This window comes from Helicobacter cinaedi PAGU611, assembly GCF_000284635.1.
GTDB classification, from domain to species: domain Bacteria; phylum Campylobacterota; class Campylobacteria; order Campylobacterales; family Helicobacteraceae; genus Helicobacter_C; species Helicobacter_C cinaedi.
Genome location: NC_017761.1, coordinates 582454 through 598090 on the forward strand (window position 1 = coordinate 582454; position 15637 = coordinate 598090).

General features: G+C 39.1%; 26 protein-coding genes and 1 pseudogene. All 27 read left to right on the forward strand.

From position 1 onward, the window contains the following. The first annotated feature begins 1 nt into the window (after nt 1). Nucleotides 2–283 carry a 30S ribosomal protein S19 gene (gene rpsS, locus HCN_RS02850; RefSeq protein ID WP_002956248.1) on the forward strand — a complete coding sequence of 94 codons (282 nt, stop codon included), beginning with the start codon at nt 2–4 and terminating at the stop codon, nt 281–283. 9 nt (nt 284–292) lie between these two features. Beyond that, nucleotides 293–733, forward strand: a pseudogene (gene rplV / locus HCN_RS02855) (50S ribosomal protein L22); the annotation flags it as partial. A gap of 116 nt (nt 734–849) precedes the next feature. Further along, nucleotides 850–1557 (forward strand): 30S ribosomal protein S3, encoded by a 708-nt coding sequence (gene rpsC / locus HCN_RS02860; protein WP_002956250.1) that lies wholly within the window; start codon nt 850–852, stop codon nt 1555–1557. A gap of 2 nt (nt 1558–1559) precedes the next feature. Further along, nucleotides 1560–1985: a 50S ribosomal protein L16 gene (gene rplP / locus HCN_RS02865; RefSeq protein ID WP_002956251.1), complete on the forward strand. Its 426-nt coding sequence runs from the start codon at nt 1560–1562 to the stop codon at nt 1983–1985. Beyond that, entirely contained in the window at nt 1972–2160 is a 189-nt protein-coding gene (gene rpmC, locus HCN_RS02870; protein WP_002956252.1) for a 50S ribosomal protein L29, read from the forward strand. Before rplP ends, rpmC begins: the two co-directional genes overlap by 14 nt. A 21-nt stretch (nt 2161–2181) precedes the next feature. Next, on the forward strand, nt 2182–2448 hold the full coding sequence (gene rpsQ / locus HCN_RS02875; protein ID WP_002956253.1) for a 30S ribosomal protein S17: 267 nt from the start codon (nt 2182–2184) through the stop codon (nt 2446–2448). Then, entirely contained in the window at nt 2445–2813 is a 369-nt protein-coding gene (rplN, locus tag HCN_RS02880; RefSeq protein ID WP_002956254.1) for a 50S ribosomal protein L14, read from the forward strand. Before rpsQ ends, rplN begins: the two co-directional genes overlap by 4 nt. Further along, complete coding sequence (gene rplX / locus HCN_RS02885) at nt 2813–3049, forward strand: 50S ribosomal protein L24 (protein WP_002956255.1); 237 nt, start codon at nt 2813–2815, stop codon at nt 3047–3049. The genes rplN and rplX overlap by 1 nt, the downstream gene beginning before the upstream one ends. Then, nucleotides 3049–3594, forward strand: coding sequence for a 50S ribosomal protein L5 (rplE, locus tag HCN_RS02890; RefSeq protein ID WP_014666494.1), 546 nt, complete (start codon nt 3049–3051; stop codon nt 3592–3594). Before rplX ends, rplE begins: the two co-directional genes overlap by 1 nt. Nucleotide 3595: 1 nt before the next feature. Further along, on the forward strand, nt 3596–3781 hold the full coding sequence (locus HCN_RS02895; protein ID WP_002956257.1) for a type Z 30S ribosomal protein S14: 186 nt from the start codon (nt 3596–3598) through the stop codon (nt 3779–3781). A gap of 10 nt (nt 3782–3791) precedes the next feature. Further along, on the forward strand, nt 3792–4187 hold the full coding sequence (gene rpsH / locus HCN_RS02900; RefSeq protein WP_002956258.1) for a 30S ribosomal protein S8: 396 nt from the start codon (nt 3792–3794) through the stop codon (nt 4185–4187). 9 nt (nt 4188–4196) lie between these two features. Continuing rightward, nucleotides 4197–4733 (forward strand): 50S ribosomal protein L6, encoded by a 537-nt coding sequence (rplF, locus tag HCN_RS02905; protein WP_002956259.1) that lies wholly within the window; start codon nt 4197–4199, stop codon nt 4731–4733. Between the two features lie 14 nt (nt 4734–4747). Beyond that, nucleotides 4748–5104: a 50S ribosomal protein L18 gene (gene rplR / locus HCN_RS02910; protein WP_002956260.1), complete on the forward strand. Its 357-nt coding sequence runs from the start codon at nt 4748–4750 to the stop codon at nt 5102–5104. 10 nt (nt 5105–5114) lie between these two features. Then, nucleotides 5115–5555 (forward strand): 30S ribosomal protein S5, encoded by a 441-nt coding sequence (gene rpsE / locus HCN_RS02915; RefSeq protein ID WP_002956261.1) that lies wholly within the window; start codon nt 5115–5117, stop codon nt 5553–5555. A gap of 10 nt (nt 5556–5565) precedes the next feature. Next, nucleotides 5566–5964, forward strand: a complete 399-nt coding sequence (gene rplO / locus HCN_RS02920; RefSeq protein ID WP_002956262.1) for a 50S ribosomal protein L15 — start codon at nt 5566–5568, stop codon at nt 5962–5964. Then, nucleotides 5964–7214 (forward strand): preprotein translocase subunit SecY, encoded by a 1251-nt coding sequence (gene secY, locus HCN_RS02925; RefSeq protein WP_002956263.1) that lies wholly within the window; start codon nt 5964–5966, stop codon nt 7212–7214. Before rplO ends, secY begins: the two co-directional genes overlap by 1 nt. Before the next feature lie 3 nt (nt 7215–7217). Beyond that, nucleotides 7218–7976, forward strand: a complete 759-nt coding sequence (gene map / locus HCN_RS02930) for a type I methionyl aminopeptidase (RefSeq protein WP_014666495.1) — start codon at nt 7218–7220, stop codon at nt 7974–7976. A 1-nt stretch (nt 7977) separates the two neighbouring features. Continuing rightward, nucleotides 7978–8196 (forward strand): translation initiation factor IF-1, encoded by a 219-nt coding sequence (infA, locus tag HCN_RS02935; protein WP_002956265.1) that lies wholly within the window; start codon nt 7978–7980, stop codon nt 8194–8196. 83 nt (nt 8197–8279) lie between these two features. Further along, complete coding sequence (gene rpmJ, locus HCN_RS02940) at nt 8280–8393, forward strand: 50S ribosomal protein L36 (RefSeq protein ID WP_002956266.1); 114 nt, start codon at nt 8280–8282, stop codon at nt 8391–8393. 3 nt (nt 8394–8396) lie between these two features. After that, the gene (rpsM, locus tag HCN_RS02945) at nt 8397–8759 is read left to right on the forward strand and encodes a 30S ribosomal protein S13 (protein ID WP_002956267.1); all 363 of its coding nucleotides are present in this window, start codon (nt 8397–8399) and stop codon (nt 8757–8759) included. Nucleotides 8760–8770: 11 nt separating this feature from the next. Continuing rightward, the gene (gene rpsK, locus HCN_RS02950) at nt 8771–9163 is read left to right on the forward strand and encodes a 30S ribosomal protein S11 (RefSeq protein ID WP_014666496.1); all 393 of its coding nucleotides are present in this window, start codon (nt 8771–8773) and stop codon (nt 9161–9163) included. Between the two features lie 9 nt (nt 9164–9172). Beyond that, the gene (rpsD, locus tag HCN_RS02955; RefSeq protein ID WP_014666497.1) at nt 9173–9799 is read left to right on the forward strand and encodes a 30S ribosomal protein S4; all 627 of its coding nucleotides are present in this window, start codon (nt 9173–9175) and stop codon (nt 9797–9799) included. Between the two features lie 22 nt (nt 9800–9821). After that, on the forward strand, nt 9822–10826 hold the full coding sequence (locus HCN_RS02960) for a DNA-directed RNA polymerase subunit alpha (protein WP_002956270.1): 1005 nt from the start codon (nt 9822–9824) through the stop codon (nt 10824–10826). Between the two features lie 11 nt (nt 10827–10837). Then, nucleotides 10838–11188, forward strand: a complete 351-nt coding sequence (gene rplQ / locus HCN_RS02965; RefSeq protein ID WP_002956271.1) for a 50S ribosomal protein L17 — start codon at nt 10838–10840, stop codon at nt 11186–11188. 216 nt (nt 11189–11404) lie between these two features. Further along, complete coding sequence (locus HCN_RS02970) at nt 11405–13279, forward strand: chorismate-binding protein (protein ID WP_014667529.1); 1875 nt, start codon at nt 11405–11407, stop codon at nt 13277–13279. A gap of 28 nt (nt 13280–13307) precedes the next feature. Then, nucleotides 13308–13895 (forward strand): anthranilate synthase component II, encoded by a 588-nt coding sequence (locus HCN_RS02975; RefSeq protein ID WP_002956273.1) that lies wholly within the window; start codon nt 13308–13310, stop codon nt 13893–13895. Between the two features lie 219 nt (nt 13896–14114). Then, the gene (locus HCN_RS02980; RefSeq protein ID WP_014667530.1) at nt 14115–15635 is read left to right on the forward strand and encodes a 4Fe-4S dicluster domain-containing protein; all 1521 of its coding nucleotides are present in this window, start codon (nt 14115–14117) and stop codon (nt 15633–15635) included. The last annotated feature ends 2 nt before the right edge of the window (nt 15636–15637 follow it).

The window sequence follows — 15637 nt, forward strand, 5'->3', positions numbered from 1 at the left end:
TATGGCAAGATCAATTAAGAAAGGTCCTTTTGTTGATGATTATCTCATCAAAAAAGTTGAGAAAGCAAAAGAGGGCAAGGATAATAAACCCATCAAGACTTGGTCAAGAAGAAGCACGATTTTACCTGATATGATAGGGCTAACTTTCAATGTCCATAATGGCAGAGCGTTTGTGCCTGTGTATATCACTGAAAACCACGTGGGCTATAAACTTGGCGAGTTTGCACCTACGCGGACTTTTAAAGGACACAAAGGCAGTGTCCAAAAGAAAATTGGCAAATAAGGGGAGAGAATGAGTAGAGCATTGTTAAGATATATTCGGTTGTCTCCAACAAAAGCACGTCTTATCGCAAGAGAAGTGCAGGGTATGAATGCTGAATTTGCGATTGCAAGTTTGGAATTTACTCCAAATAAGGCTGCTAAGCTTATTTCAAAAGTGATTGCTTCAGCGGTGGCAAATGGCGGCTATGATGCGCAAGATGTGATTGTAACTTCTTGCCGTGTTGATGCTGGTCCTGTGCTAAGGAGATTTATGCCACGCGCTAAAGGTAGGGCTACACCTATTAGGAAGCCAACAGCACATATTTTGGTCGAGGTAGGCACACAAAAGTCTCAAGCTAAGCAAGTAGAATCTAAGTCTAAAGATTCAAAACCCGAAGATTCTAAAAAGATAGAAACTAAAGAAGCTAGTGCCGCTAAGAAACCAGCTACAAAAGCAAAAGTAGTAGAGAAAGCCCCAAAAGCTGACAAGGTAGAAAGCAAAGAGGTTAAGCCAAAATCAACTCCAAAGGCTCCTATTACGAAAAAGACAACAGCGAAGAAAAAAACTGAAGGTGAGGAACAATAACAATGGGTCAAAAAGTTAATCCAATAGGTTTAAGATTAGGTATCAATCGCAACTGGTCTTCTCGATGGTTTTCTGTGTCCCAAGCGACACCTTCAAATATCTTAGAGGATCACAAGATTCGTAAGTTTTTAAAGCGTGAGATGTATTATGCGGGTGTGAGTGAGATTATCATTGAGCGTGCAGCAAATAAGATTCGCGTAACAGTGGTGGCTTCTCGTCCGGGCTTAATCATCGGTAAAAAAGGTGTAGATATTGATAAGCATAAAGAAGCTTTGAAAAAGATTCTTAATAAAGAAGTGTTTATTAATATCAAAGAAGCTAAACGCCCTCAAGCAAATGCGCAACTTGCAGCTGAAAATATCGCAACACAACTTGAAAAACGCGTAGCATTTAGACGCGCTATGAAAAAGGTAATGCAAGCAGCGATGAAAGCTGGTGCAAAGGGTATCAAGGTGAAAGTTTCTGGTCGTTTGGCTGGGGCTGAAATGGCAAGAACAGAGTGGTATATGGAAGGGCGTGTGCCTTTGCATACATTGCGTGCAAAAATTGATTATGGCTTTGCAGAAGCGATGACGACTTATGGAATCATTGGTGTTAAAGTATGGATTTTCAAGGGCGAAGTATTGCATAAGGGTATTATGCCTGAGAAAAGGGAAGAAAGTAAGGGCGGGGATAAAGAGCGTCCTAAATCAAGAAGAGGGAGGCAGTAATTATGTTAATGCCAAAACGGACTAAATATAGAAAACAGATGAAAGGTCGCAATCGCGGAAAATCTTTCCGTGGAGCGTCTTTGGCATTTGGCGATATTGGGATTAAGGCAGTGGAACACGGACGCATAGATTCAAGACAAATAGAATCTGCGCGTATCGCGATGACGCGTCATATCAAAAGGGCGGGAAAAGTGTGGATACGCGTTTTCCCTGATAAACCTTTAACAGCAAAACCATTGGAAACAAGAATGGGTAAAGGTAAAGGTGGTGTAGAAAAATGGGTTATGAATATTAAACCCGGTCGTATGATTTATGAGATGGCTGGGATTGATGAAGCTTTAGCGAGAGAGGCTTTGGCTTTAGCTCAAAGTAAGCTTCCTTTTAAAACCAAAATCATAACGAGCGAGAGTGAAAATGAAATTTACTGAGTTACAAGATAAGGATATTGCGGAATTGCAAAAAATGTTGAAAGAGAAAAAGTCGTTGCTTTTTGAAAAAAGATTGCAACTCAAAACTATGCAACTGACCAATCCAAGCGAGATTAAGACAATTCGCAAGGATATTGCTAGAATTAACACAGCCTTGAGTGCCAAAAAAAATTAATGGAAAGATTAAGGATTGACTATGAGTGAAAAGCAAGCACATAAGAGAGTGATTCAGGGTAGGGTTGTCAGCAAGGCTGGTAACAAAAGCGTGGTGATTTTGGTGGAACGCAAGGTTGTTCACGCGAAGTATCGTAAGATCGTTAAGCGTTTCAAAAAATACACCATTCACGATGAAAATCACGAAACAAAGATTGGTGATGTGGTGAGTGCAATTGAATGTAAGCCTATTTCAAAAACAAAAGCGTTTAGATTCAAAGAAATTATTACCGCAGGAGTAGAGCTATGATACAAAGTTTTACAAGATTAAGTGTCGCTGATAATAGCGGTGCAAAGGAAATTATGTGTATTAAGATTCTAGGCGGAAGTCATAGGCGGTATGCACGAGTGGGCGATGTAATCGTTGCTTCTGTGAAAAAGGCTATTCCAAATGGAAAAGTAAAAAAGGGACAGGTTGTTAAAGCGGTTGTTGTAAGAACAAAAAAAGAGATTCATCGTGAGAACGGATCTTTAGTGCGTTTTGATGATAATGCGGCGGTGATCCTTGATGCCAAGCGTGAGCCTATTGGCACGAGAATCTTTGGACCAGTAAGTAGAGAAGTGCGATACGCAAACTTTATGAAAATAGTATCGTTAGCTCCGGAGGTGTTGTAGTGGCAAAGTTTAAGATTAAAAAAGGCGATATGGTGCAAATTATCGCAGGAGATGATAAGGGCAAGAAAGCAAAGGTTTTGCAAGTTTTGCCCAAGAGTGCGGAAGTCATCGTGGAAGGCTGCAAACTTGCAAAAAAATCAATTAAGGCAAGTGAAAAGAATCCAAAAGGTGGTTTTGTGTCTAAGGAAATGCCAATGAGTATTTCAAATGTAAAAAAAGCGGAAGGAGATAATTAATGTTTGCTTTAAGAGACAAGTATAAAAATGAGATTATCCCCCAGCTTAAAAGTGAGCTTAATATAAGCAATCCTATGTTGCTTCCAAAGCTTGAAAAAATTGTTATTAGTGTGGGAGCAGGTGATCACGCAAAAGATTCTAAGATTATGCAAAATATCGCTGATACGATTTCACTCATAGCGGGGCAAAAGGCAGTTATTACCTTAGCTAAAAAGTCTGTTGCAGGATTCAAAATGCGTGAAGGTATGCCTATGGGTGTGAAAGTAACCTTGCGTGGTAAGATGATGTATAACTTCCTTGAAAAGCTCATTGTCATTGCATTGCCTCGTGTGAAAGACTTTAGAGGTGTAAAACGCAATGGCTTTGATGGGCGTGGAAATTATAGCTTTGGCTTGAATGAGCAGCTTATGTTCCCTGAAGTCGTATATGATGACATTATGGTAACACACGGAATGAATATCACACTTGTAACTTCTACTCAAAGCGATAAAGAGGCGTTTAAGTTGCTTGAGCTACTTGGTATGCCTTTTGCGAAAGGACGATAAAATGGCGAAAAAATCAATAATTGCAAAGGCAAAAAGGAAAGCAAAATTTAGTGCAAGGGCATATACAAGATGTCAAGTGTGCGGAAGACCTCATTCTGTATATAGAGATTTTGGACTATGTAGAGTGTGTTTGCGGAAAATGGGTAATGAGGGTTTGATACCCGGATTGCGTAAAGCAAGTTGGTAAGGAGTAGAGTATGGTAAATGATATTATTGCAGATTCTTTAACGAGAATTCGTAACGCTTCTATGAGACGATTGGAAGTGACGACTTTGTATTACGCAAAAATTGTTGTTTCAATCTTAGAAGTATTTAAGGCTAAGGGCTTTATTAAAGATTACAAGGTGAATGATAAAGATGGAAAACAATCTATTATGGTTCAGCTTGCTTATGATGAGCGAGGTAAAAGCGTTATTAATGAGATTAAGCGTATTAGTAAGCCCGGACGCCGTGTATATAAGGCAAGAAGTGAGCTGAAGCGTTTTAAAAATGGCTATGGCACAATCGTAGTTAGCACAAGCAAAGGTGTAATTGGCAATGACGAAGCATATAAAGCAAATGTCGGTGGCGAAGCACTTTGCAGTATATGGTAGGAGAGAGAGATGTCAAGAGTTGGAAAAAAACCTATTAGTATCCCAAAAGGTGTTGAGGTGTCTTTGCAAGGGAGCAAGATTCTATTCAAGGGTGCGAAAGGGCAAAAAGAGCTTGAAACTTATGGACGCGTTAAAATTGACTTGCAAGGCGATGCTTTGAGTTTTGCTTGTGTGGATTCTCAAGCACAATCTCGTGCGTATTGGGGAACCTATCGTGCGTTGGCAAATAATATTGTTGTGGGTTTGAGTCAAGGATTTAGCAAAGTGCTTGAAATTAATGGTGTTGGTTACAAGGCAAGTATTAATGGCAAGAATCTAGAGATGGCATTAGGCTTCTCTCACCCAGTTGTGTATCCTATCCCTGCGGGAATTGAGATGAGTGTAGATAAAAATACAATTACCATTAAGGGTACTGATAAACAGCAAGTGGGGCAGATTGCTGCCGAGATCCGCGAGTTTAGACCACCAGAGCCATACAAGGGCAAAGGGATTAAATATAGTGATGAGACAATTGTCCGCAAAGCGGGTAAAACTTCTAAAAAATAGTATAGGGGCGTGATATGACAGAAAAGGTGTTGAAACGAAAGCAACTTCTCAAGGTAAAGAGAAAGCTCCGCACAAGGGGTAGGATTTTTGGTGTAGCAGACAAACCGCGAATAAGTGTGTTTAAGTCTAACAGGTATCTTTATGCACAAGCCATTAATGATGAAGCAGGTGTAACATTGGCAAGTATAGATGGCAAAAAGCTTGGCTTAGGCAATAATAGGGAAAATGCAAAGCAGATTGCCATTGAATTTGCAGGATTATTAAAAAAAGCCAAGATTACAGAGGCGGTATTTGATAGAAATGGATACCTTTATCACGGCGTTGTAGCAGCATTTGCTGATACTTTGCGTGAAAATGGCATAAAGTTATAAAAGGAAGCTTATGGAAATCAATAGAGAAGAATTTAGTGAAGTTGTTGTGAATATCGGTAGGGTTACTAAGGTTGTAAAAGGTGGGCGTAGGTTCCGCTTTAATGCACTTGTTGTTGTAGGGAATAAAAATGGGCTTGTTGGCTTTGGGCTTGGTAAGGCAAAGGAAGTTCCCGATGCGATAAAAAAAGCTATTGATGATGCGTTTAAAAATATCATCAAAGTGAATATTAAAGGCACAACGATTGCTCACGATATTGAGCATAAATATAATGCAAGTAAGATTCTATTAAAACCAGCAAGTGAGGGAACAGGTGTTATCGCTGGTGGCTCTACGCGTCCGGTAATAGAACTTGCAGGTATTAAGGATATTTTGACAAAATCACTTGGATCAAATAATCCTTACAATGTGGTGCGTGCGACTATTGATGCACTTGCACGAATTAAAGCTTAAGGAGTAACTTATGCTAGAAAAAATTAAACCCGCACAAGGTAGCACAAAAGACATTAAGCGTGTAGGTAGAGGGCAAGGCAGTGGTATGGGAAAAACCTCCACTCGTGGTGGCAAAGGACAAACTGCTAGAAGCGGTTACAAGGCAAAAAGAGGATTTGAAGGTGGGCAACAGCCATTGCAAAGGCGTTTGCCTAAAGTGGGCTTTACTTCGCGTGTGCAAAAGCCTATTGTCATCAATGTAGATAAATCACAAATCTTTGATTCAATGGCACAAATTGATATGGAGACTTTACGCAAACATTTTAGTATTCCTAAAAATGCGGTAAATATTAAACTTATTGGCTCAAAAGCTAAGGGTTTGGTGTCTAAAATCAAAGATGAGTGTATTAAAACAAGTGGAAGTAAATAATGACAAAAGGCATTGTAAATAGGATTCTTATCACACTTGCTTTTTTATTTGCGTATAGAATCTTGGCGTATGTGCCAGTTCCGGGTGTTGATGTGTCCATCATTAAGTCATTTATTGATGATAATGCAAATAATGCCCTAGGCTTGTTTAATATGTTTAGCGGTAATGCGGTGGAGCGTTTTAGTATTATCTCCTTGGGTATTATGCCCTACATCACAGCTTCTATCATTATGGAGCTTCTCGCAGCGACTTTTCCTAATCTTGGCAAAATGAAAAAAGAACGCGATGGTATGCAAAAATATATGCAAATCGTGCGTTATGCAACTATTGGAATTACGATTATTCAAGCAGTGAGTGTAAGTATTGGACTAAATAGTATGAGCAATGGGGCTATTAAGATTGATTTGAATCTATTCATCGTTGTGGCTGTGTTTTCTATGCTTACGGGGACAATGTTGCTTATGTGGATTGGTGAGCAGATTACGCAACGCGGTGTGGGTAATGGGATAAGCCTTATTATCTTTGCTGGGATTGTTTCAGCAATTCCTTCAGATATTGGTAAGACTTTTAATCTTGTAAATACCGGACAACTCAATGTCTTTGTGCTTCTTATTCTTCTTGTGGTGATTTTGGCTACTGTTGGGGTGATTATTTTCATTGAGTTGGCTGAAAGACGCATACCTGTTTCATACGCACGCAAGGTTGTTATGCAAAATCAAAACAAACGCATTATGAATTACATTCCTGTGAAAATGAATCTAAGTGGCGTTATCCCCCCTATTTTTGCTTCCGCGTTGCTTGTGTTTCCTTCCACGATTTTACAAGCTTCTTCAAATAGCGTGATTCAAGCTGTGGCAGATATTTTGCGACCTGATGGGTATGTATATAATCTTTTAATGTTTATTTTTGTAATTTTCTTTGCATATTTTTATGCTTCTATTGTGTTTAATGCAAAGGACATTGCGGATAATCTTAAAAGACAGGGTGGTTTTATACCCGGTTTGCGTCCCGGTGAAGGAACAACGAATTTCCTTAATAATGTTGCAAGTAACCTTACATTTTGGGGTGCGTTGTATCTAGCTCTTGTTTCCACACTTCCTTGGGTGCTTGTTAAATTTACGGGTGTGCCTTTCTATTTTGGTGGGACGGCAGTGCTTATTGTCGTGCAGGTTGCTATTGATACGATGAGACGCATTGAAGCTCAAATCTATATGAGTAAATATCAAACGCTAAGTGCCGTAGGGCTCTAGAGTATGGCGATTAGTATCAAGAGTAAAAAAGATATAGAATCTTTGCGGATACCAAATAGGATTGTCGCTCAAACTTTGCAGCTTTTAGCGTCTCAAGCAAAAGAGGGGGTTTCTCTCCTTGAGCTTGATAGTATGGCAAAAGATTTTATCGCTTCACAAGGTGGGAGAGCTGCTTTTTATAAACTTTATGGATTCCCACAATCTATCTGCACATCACTCAACCAAGTTATTATTCACGGCATACCTAATGAGTATCGTTTGCAAAATGGCGATATTTTAGGGATTGATATTGGTGTGGAATATGGCGGCTGGTATGGCGATGCAGCAATTAGTGTGGGGATTGGTGAGATAAGCACGGAGAATGAGAATCTTATCGCGTGTGCAAAAGATGTGCTGTATGAGGCTATTTCACATATCAAGGTGGGTATGCGATTTAAAGAGCTTAGCTTTTTTTTACAAGATTCTATTATAAAGCGTGGTTTTGTGCCATTGCGTGGCTTTTGCGGACACGGAATAGGCAGGGCTCCACACGAAGAGCCAGAGATTCCAAACTATATAGAATCTCCTAATATTAAGCAGGGTCCAAAGATTAAAGAGGGTATGGTGTTTTGTATAGAACCAATGATTGCTCAAAAAGATGGTGAGCCTGTGATTTTGGGCGATAAGTGGTCTGTTGTGTCCAAAGATGGATTAAATGGAAGTCATTATGAACATACCATTGTTATTGTAGGTGGCAAGGCAGAGATTTTAACGGAGGTATAAAATGGCAAAAGATGATGTGATTGAAGTTGATGGAAAAGTGATTGAGGCATTGCCAAATGCTACTTTTCGCGTTCAGCTTGAAAATGGGCATATAGTGTTGTGTCATATTGCTGGAAAAATGCGTATGCACTACATTAAGATTTTACCCGGTGATGCGGTCAAAATTGAGCTTACACCTTATAGTTTGGATAAGGGTAGAATTACTTATAGATATAAATGATTCGTGTAAGTAGTTTTTAAATATTTTTTCTGTAAAATCCGCGGTTTTAACTCAAAAAAGTTAAAAAATCATAAGGAGTAGGTATGAAAGTTAGACCTTCAGTCAAAAAGATGTGCGACAAATGCAAGGTTATTAAGCGTAAGGGCGTGGTTAGAGTGATTTGCTCAACCCCAAAACATAAACAAAGACAAGGATAAACAATGGCTAGAATTGCTGGTGTAGATTTGCCAAAAAAGAAAAGAGTAGAATATGCTCTCACTTATATTTACGGCATTGGGCTTAAAAGTTCAAGAGATATTCTCAAGGCTGTAAATATTTCTTTTGATAAGCGAGTTTTTGATCTCAGCGAAGATGAAGTTTCATCAATTGCAAAAAAGATTCAAGAGAGTTATATGGTGGAGGGAGATCTCCGTAAAAAGGTAACAATGGATATCAAAGCCTTAATGGATTTGGGAAGCTATCGTGGTTTAAGACATAGAAAAGGCTTACCTGTTCGCGGACAGACAACTAAAAATAACGCCCGCACACGCAAAGGCAAGAAAAAAACAGTTGGTAGCAAGTAAGGAGTAGTCAAATGGCAAAAAAAAGTATAACAAAGAAAAAAGGTGCTAAGAAGAATATTGCACGAGGTGTTGTGTGTATTTCTGCGTCATTTAACAATACAAATGTAACTGTTACTGATGAAATGGGTAATGTGTTGTGCTGGGCTACCGCTGGTGGTTTGGGATTCAAAGGGAGTAAAAAATCCACTCCTTATGCAGCACAACAAGCAGTAGAATCTGCGATGGAAAAAGCAAAGGAATGCGGTATTAAAGAAGTTGGTATTAAAGTGCAAGGACCGGGAAGCGGACGCGAGACTGCGGTAAAAAGTGTTGGTGCGATTGAGGGCATTAAGGTATTGTGGCTTAAAGATGTTACGCCACTGCCACATAATGGATGCAGACCACCAAAAAGAAGAAGAGTGTAAGGGGTAGAGATGGCACGATATAGAGGACCAGTTGAAAAACTAGAAAGACGATTTGGCGTTTCTTTAGCGTTAAAAGGTGAGAGAAGATTGGCGGGAAAAAGTGCGCTTGATAAGCGTCCTTATGGACCCGGACAGCACGGACAAAAGCGAGGTAAAATTTCTGAATACGGCTTACAGCTTCGTGAGAAGCAAAAAGCTAAAATTATGTATGGTGTGAGTGAAAAGCAATTCCGTGCGTTGTTTAGAGAGGCTAACAGACAGGAAGGCAATACGGGTGAAAATCTTGTGCGTATCATAGAGCAACGGCTTGATAATGTTGTGTATCGTATGGGTTTTGCTACAACTCGCCGTTTTGCGCGTCAGTTCGTTACACACGGGCATATTCTTGTAAATGGTAAGCGCGTGGATATTCCATCATATATGGTTAAGCCCGGGCAAAAAATTGAAGTAAAAGAAAAGAGCAAGAATAATCCACAGGTTGCTCGAGCGATTGATTTGACAGCTCAAACAGGTATAGTGCCTTGGGTAGATGTGGATAAGGAAAAGAAGTTTGGTATTTTTACGCGTTTTCCACAGAGAGAAGAGGTAGTGATACCTATTGAAGAAAGATTGATTGTTGAGCTTTACTCTAAATAATAAATAATATTAAGGACGCAGAATGAATATGATTAAAATTGAGCCTTATATCCCTACGGATATAAGCATTGAAGAGGTTTCAAGCAATAGAATTAAAATCAGTGCTTATCCTTTTGAATCTGGCTATGCTATTACCTTAGCACATCCATTGCGTCGCTTGTTGCTTTTAAGTTCTGTGGGGTATGCTCCTACTGCGCTTAAGATTCAGGGTGTTACGCACGAGTTTGATTCTATTCGTGGGATTGTTGAAGATGTCTCTCATTTTATTAGCAATCTTAAAAACATTCGCTTTCTTATCAAAGATGAGACACTTGATAGTGTGCAGGTGCATTATGAGTTTAAGGGACCTATGGTGCTAAGTGCCAATGAGCTTGCCAATGAAAGTGTAGATGTGGTGAATCCTGAGGCGTATTTGGCTACAATTAATGAGAATGCTTCAATTAGTTTTTCACTCATCGTGCAAAAGGGTATAGGCTATGTGCCAAGCGAGAGTATCCGTGGCAAGATAGCAGAGGATTATATTCCTCTTGATGCGTATTTCACACCTGTGAAAAAGGCTATTTATGAGATTGAAAATGTGCTTGTTGAGGATAATCCAAACTATGAAAAGATTATTTTTGACATAGAGACAGATGGGCAGATTGAGCCACTTACTGCATTTAAAGAGGCTATATCGGTTATGCATAAGCAAATGAGTATCTTTGGTGTTGATTTAAGTGCTACGCCAAATGGCAGTAAGAGTATTGCTGAAGATTCTGGGGAGTTGAAGACATTGATGATTAAGATTGATACACTGAATCTTAGTGCAAGATGCTTTAACTGCCTTGATAGATCAGGCTTGAAGTATGTGGGAGAGCTTGTTATTATGAGTGAAAATGAGCTTAAAAACATTAAGAATATGGGTAAGAAATCCTACGATGAGATAACTGAAAAGTTAGAGGAGCTTGGATACCCTGTTGGTGGGGAAATTGCTGAAGACATTTTGCAGCTTCTTAATCGTAAATTAGCAAAAATTAGAAATAGTTAGGGAGTAGGGATATGAGACACGGACACGGATACAGAAAGCTAGGGCGAACTTCATCACATCGTAAGGCATTGTTGAAGAATCTTGCGGTTGCCCTTATCACACACGGCAAAATAGAAACGGGCGTATTTAAGGCAAAAGAATTGCAAAGCTATATTGAAAAGCTTATCACAGCTGGGAAGGCTAATGACTTAAACGCACATCGTTATGTGTTTGCGTATTTGCAAGATAAGGTAGCGACAAAAAAGCTTGTAACGGAGCTTTCGCCAAAATACACAGATAGAAATGGTGGCTATACGAGAATCCAACGCACGAGATTGCGAAAGGGTGATGCTTCGCAAATGGCTATCATTGAGTTTGTGTAATATGAGTAAAAAGCTAGAATTTCTAGCTTTTTACTTTACTTTCTAAATTTCTTCTTTTATTATTTTTTCAACACTTTTAATCCACTTTCAATCTTTTTTTTGAGACTTGTGTTTATCTGCTCAATTACTTTGCTTAATGATGAGTGTTATATTGCTGTGGCTTTTATATTTTAAGCTATACTTTTCCTTTTATTTGACTTAGGCAAAAGGACATAAATGAAAGCGATATGTGGGGATTATAGTTATACACATTGTGTGCGGAAAATCTATGCTTTTAACATAAATGGCTTACTCCAAGCCTTACAGATTCTAGATAACTTCCTACATTCAAAGCAAAAAGGCTACTTTATAGGTTATATGACTTATGAGGCTGGAATCTTACTCCAAACCCATTATGCGAACTTGCCTATAATGACATATAAACACAAAAAGCAGCCCCTATTATATTTTGCCCTTTATTATAAGCGAAAAAAAATAAAGCCACTCAAGCCCAAAGGTAAATTTTCCCTAAATATCGCTAAAAATTTAGATGACAAAGCCTACAAACAGCATTTTCTCACAATCAAAGAAAATATTAAGCAAGGACATACCTATCAGCTGAACTACACCCAAGAGATTTTGCTCCACTCTTCCCTGCCTTCAAAACAGCTTTTTCAACATCTCTCCATTAGGCAAAACACTCCATACAAGGCTTATTTAAGCAATGCTTTTCTTAAAATCCTATGCTTTTCGCCAGAATTATTTTTCAAAATAAAAAACAACACCATCACAACCCAGCCTATGAAAGGCACGATAAAAAGGGCATTGCACGATGAGAATCTCAATATAAAAAAACAAAAAGCAAAAGATAAAGCCTTGAAACTTGCCTTACAAAAAGACAGCAAAAATCGCAGTGAAAATTTAATGATTGTTGATTTACTCCGCAATGATTTAAGTAAGGTGATTGCACCAAACTCGCTGAAGGTTAAAGAGCTGTGTGCTATTCATTCTTACCCTTCTGTTCATCAAATGATTTCCACAATTAAAGGGCGTTTGAAAAATGACTTTTTACTCTCGCAGATTTTTCAAGCACTCTTTCCCTGTGGTTCTATCACAGGTGCGCCAAAGCTTAAGACTATGGATATTATCTCGCAGCTAGAATCTCGCCCAAGAGGCGTGTATTGCGGGGCTTTGGGTGTTGTTTCATATAAGGAAACTTGCTTTTGTGTGCCTATCCGCACTTTGAGTAAGATTCGCAATGAAAAGGTTTATCGCTATGGTGTGGGAAGTGGGGTAGTGTGGGATTCTGTGTGTGAAGATGAGTTTGCTGAATTAAAACTAAAAAGTAAGTTTTTAAACGCTCAAAATCAGCAGTATGACTTATTTGAAACAATGCTTTATAGGAATGGGCGTATTTTTCTGCTTGATAGGCATTTGAAGCGATTGCAAAGCAGTGCCTTAGCCTTGGGGTTTAATACAGAGCAGCTCTCACGCCTTGTCTCATCGCAACGCACAAATCAGTTAAACATCACTACTTTTGACGCATTTTATATGCAATGCGGAGATTTGTCTTGTATTGATAACACGATGTGGCAGGATTCAACGCAGTTTTGTGAGAATCTTGGTGCAAATAAGCTTAAAAATGTAAATGGCTTGAGTGATGAGTGTATTTTGCGACTGGTCTTGTCTCATAATGGCAATTTGCGTTTAGAATCCTTGCCCTTACTGCCACTTTCTACCAATAAAGTGATAATTTCTCCTAAGACGCTAGATTCTATTCATTTGCTTGTTTCGCATAAAACAACCCACCGCCCACATTTTGCCACAGCACAAAAGATGATAGGGCAGGGAAAAATTTTTGATATGATTTTTTATAATCAAAAAGGCGAGATTACAGAAGGCAGTAGAAGTAATATTGTGTGTGAGATGAAGGGGAGATTTTGCACCCCGCATTCACAAAGTGGGCTACTGCAAGGCACATTGCGGGGTATGCTTTTAGATTCTGGGCTTATTTTTGAAAAAAGGCTCACACTTAAGCATTTGCATAAGGCAGATAGAATCTTTTGCCTTAACTCCGTGCGGGGCGTGGTGCAAGTGGAGTTGCAAGTATAGAATCTTAAGAATTTAAAGGCGATAAGCGATGAAATACAATAAAAGTAATTTTTCACACAAGCAAGTATTGATTATTGATAATTATGATTCTTTTACTTACAATGTGGTGTATTTGCTTTCAGCCCTTGGTGTTAAACCACAAATTGTGCCAAATGACACGCCCCTATCTCGTATAAAAAAGCTTGATTTCTCTCATCTTATCATCTCGCCCGGTCCCAGTCACCCGCTAGATTCAGGCGTGTGTTTGGAAGCGATTGTAACCTTTGCTCCAACGCATAAGATTCTAGGAATCTGTCTAGGACATCAATGTATCGCTCAAGCTTTTGGTGGGGAAGTCATCTCTTTGCCAAATCCCACTCACGCAAAGAGTGTGAGATTATATTTTACGCCAAATGCTTTGTTTGAAGGTATCCCACAAGGCATACAAATAGCCCTTTATCATTCGCTCTATGTCAGTAAGCTTGGGGAGTGTGAGGCGTTGGGATATAGTGAAAATAATGTGCTTATGGTGCTTAAGGCTAAGGATTATGATTGTTATGGTGTGCAGTTTCACCCTGAATCTATTTTGCAACAAAAAGGCAAAAGGATTATGAAAAATTTTCTAACCCTGATTTGACATAAGCAGACAAAGTGTGTGATGTGAGAAGCAAAATATATAACGCTTTATTATTTTTTTTAAGCGACTGTTACAAAAAAGGATATGTTAAAAAATATACAAAGCTATAATGAGTAAATGGGTAAAATAATACTTTCATTTTTGCAAAGATAGTGTATCATTTCGCCTTAGAAAACAGCAAACAAACAACTTACAACAAATAAGCTCAGGATAAGGATAATGACACAACACACAGAAATGGCTTTGAACGCACAAGAAGTGGAGATTCTGCACGAGTGCGATGAGCTGACCCTTGATTTTACTTCGCTTAATAAAGATTCTATAAGTGTGATACCACCGCAATGCGTGGTTATAGGCTATGGGGATTTATGTGATGCGTTTTTGTCTCTTTGTGTGGAAAAAGAGCATTCCTATGTTTTGGAAGTCTCACAGCTTCTGCCACAGGACTTTGTAAGTTTAAAGGGGCATTTGGGAGCATTTAATCTGCGATTTAAAAATGCTCTTGGCGAGATAGAGAGTCTTCAAACCGCACAGGTTGTGTGCTTTGCCCCACTTGATTTGCCTGAATGTAAGGGTGTGCATAGGCCGAATATGTATGAGAGTGCTAATCAAATGCTTCAAGCCCTTTTGGGATTCTGTGGGGAGCAGAGCTATGAGAGAAATATTATTTTTGATCCCACGCATTGTCAATTTCAGCTAAGACGCCCTTTAGCAAATGGGGAAAGTGTGTGTCATAGCTGTGTGGATATATGCCCAACTATTGGTATTACAAGCGATAAAAATGCTAGAGTCTTGGAGCTTTCTGCGATTGATTGTATTGCGTGTGGGCGATGTGTGAGTGTCTGCCCCACAGGGAGTGTGCAGCGGCAGGGCGATGGATTAGAGGCTTTTACTTACAAGGTGAGATTGTATAAACACTATATTCCGCTTGTGGTGGGAAGAGAAGTCTTTGAAGACAGTGAGTTTATAGAGAATCTTAAGATTCTAAAAGAGCAAAATCCCCTTATCCTGCCTTTTGTATTGAGTGTGCCAGATATGCTAAATAGTGTGTATTTTTTGACATTGTTGCAAGAGAGTGGCTCTCCTATCATTCTATACACTCCACTTGGCAAACACACAAATGCCGATAAAGATTCTATAAATGAAATATATCAAAGATTTTTTTCTTCAATAGCCATTATGGAGCTTAGCGAGATAGATGATATATCTATATTAAAGCCCCTGCCACAAAGCCATTATGTCTATACCCCAAGGGAAAATGAGAGTAGCAAAGACATATTTGCAGAGAGAATGCGATTTTGGATAAAGCAAGAGAGCTATGGCAAGGTTAAGATTCAGGGCTTTGGGATTTTAGGTATTAATGCGGAGCAATGCACCTTGTGCCTTAGCTGTGTGGAGGCGTGTAATACAAAGGCATTAGTCAATAATCAAAGTCGTTTTGAGCTTTTGTATAAACCTGCCCTTTGCACGGATTGTGGATATTGTGTAGCAAGCTGTGCGGAGCAGGTGCTAAGTTTAGAATCTTCTAGTCTAGTATTAGAGGAGAAAAGTTTTGCTTACACACCTATTGCAAGTGATGAGCCTTTTAGATGTGTGGAGTGTGATAAGGTATTTGCCACACAAAAAAGTATCAATAAGATTAAGCAGATTCTACTGCCAAGCTTTGGCAGTGATAGCTTAAAGCTTAGGATTTTAGGATGCTGTGCTGATTGCAAAGTGAAAGTGATGTTTGAAGGATAGAT

Coding starts and splice junctions, on each gene's coding strand:
- rpsS (WP_002956248.1), top strand. CDS start 2: ATGGCAAGATCAATTAAGAAAGGTCCTTTTGTTGATGATTATCTCATC.
- rpsC (WP_002956250.1), top strand. CDS start 850: ATGGGTCAAAAAGTTAATCCAATAGGTTTAAGATTAGGTATCAATCGC.
- rplP (WP_002956251.1), top strand. CDS start 1,560: ATGTTAATGCCAAAACGGACTAAATATAGAAAACAGATGAAAGGTCGC.
- rpmC (WP_002956252.1), top strand. CDS start 1,972: ATGAAATTTACTGAGTTACAAGATAAGGATATTGCGGAATTGCAAAAA.
- rpsQ (WP_002956253.1), top strand. CDS start 2,182: ATGAGTGAAAAGCAAGCACATAAGAGAGTGATTCAGGGTAGGGTTGTC.
- rplN (WP_002956254.1), top strand. CDS start 2,445: ATGATACAAAGTTTTACAAGATTAAGTGTCGCTGATAATAGCGGTGCA.
- rplE (WP_014666494.1), top strand. CDS start 3,049: ATGTTTGCTTTAAGAGACAAGTATAAAAATGAGATTATCCCCCAGCTT.
- HCN_RS02895 (WP_002956257.1), top strand. CDS start 3,596: ATGGCGAAAAAATCAATAATTGCAAAGGCAAAAAGGAAAGCAAAATTT.
- rpsH (WP_002956258.1), top strand. CDS start 3,792: ATGGTAAATGATATTATTGCAGATTCTTTAACGAGAATTCGTAACGCT.
- rplF (WP_002956259.1), top strand. CDS start 4,197: ATGTCAAGAGTTGGAAAAAAACCTATTAGTATCCCAAAAGGTGTTGAG.
- rplR (WP_002956260.1), top strand. CDS start 4,748: ATGACAGAAAAGGTGTTGAAACGAAAGCAACTTCTCAAGGTAAAGAGA.
- rpsE (WP_002956261.1), top strand. CDS start 5,115: ATGGAAATCAATAGAGAAGAATTTAGTGAAGTTGTTGTGAATATCGGT.
- rplO (WP_002956262.1), top strand. CDS start 5,566: ATGCTAGAAAAAATTAAACCCGCACAAGGTAGCACAAAAGACATTAAG.
- secY (WP_002956263.1), top strand. CDS start 5,964: ATGACAAAAGGCATTGTAAATAGGATTCTTATCACACTTGCTTTTTTA.
- map (WP_014666495.1), top strand. CDS start 7,218: ATGGCGATTAGTATCAAGAGTAAAAAAGATATAGAATCTTTGCGGATA.
- infA (WP_002956265.1), top strand. CDS start 7,978: ATGGCAAAAGATGATGTGATTGAAGTTGATGGAAAAGTGATTGAGGCA.
- rpmJ (WP_002956266.1), top strand. CDS start 8,280: ATGAAAGTTAGACCTTCAGTCAAAAAGATGTGCGACAAATGCAAGGTT.
- rpsM (WP_002956267.1), top strand. CDS start 8,397: ATGGCTAGAATTGCTGGTGTAGATTTGCCAAAAAAGAAAAGAGTAGAA.
- rpsK (WP_014666496.1), top strand. CDS start 8,771: ATGGCAAAAAAAAGTATAACAAAGAAAAAAGGTGCTAAGAAGAATATT.
- rpsD (WP_014666497.1), top strand. CDS start 9,173: ATGGCACGATATAGAGGACCAGTTGAAAAACTAGAAAGACGATTTGGC.
- HCN_RS02960 (WP_002956270.1), top strand. CDS start 9,822: ATGAATATGATTAAAATTGAGCCTTATATCCCTACGGATATAAGCATT.
- rplQ (WP_002956271.1), top strand. CDS start 10,838: ATGAGACACGGACACGGATACAGAAAGCTAGGGCGAACTTCATCACAT.
- HCN_RS02970 (WP_014667529.1), top strand. CDS start 11,405: ATGAAAGCGATATGTGGGGATTATAGTTATACACATTGTGTGCGGAAA.
- HCN_RS02975 (WP_002956273.1), top strand. CDS start 13,308: ATGAAATACAATAAAAGTAATTTTTCACACAAGCAAGTATTGATTATT.
- HCN_RS02980 (WP_014667530.1), top strand. CDS start 14,115: ATGACACAACACACAGAAATGGCTTTGAACGCACAAGAAGTGGAGATT.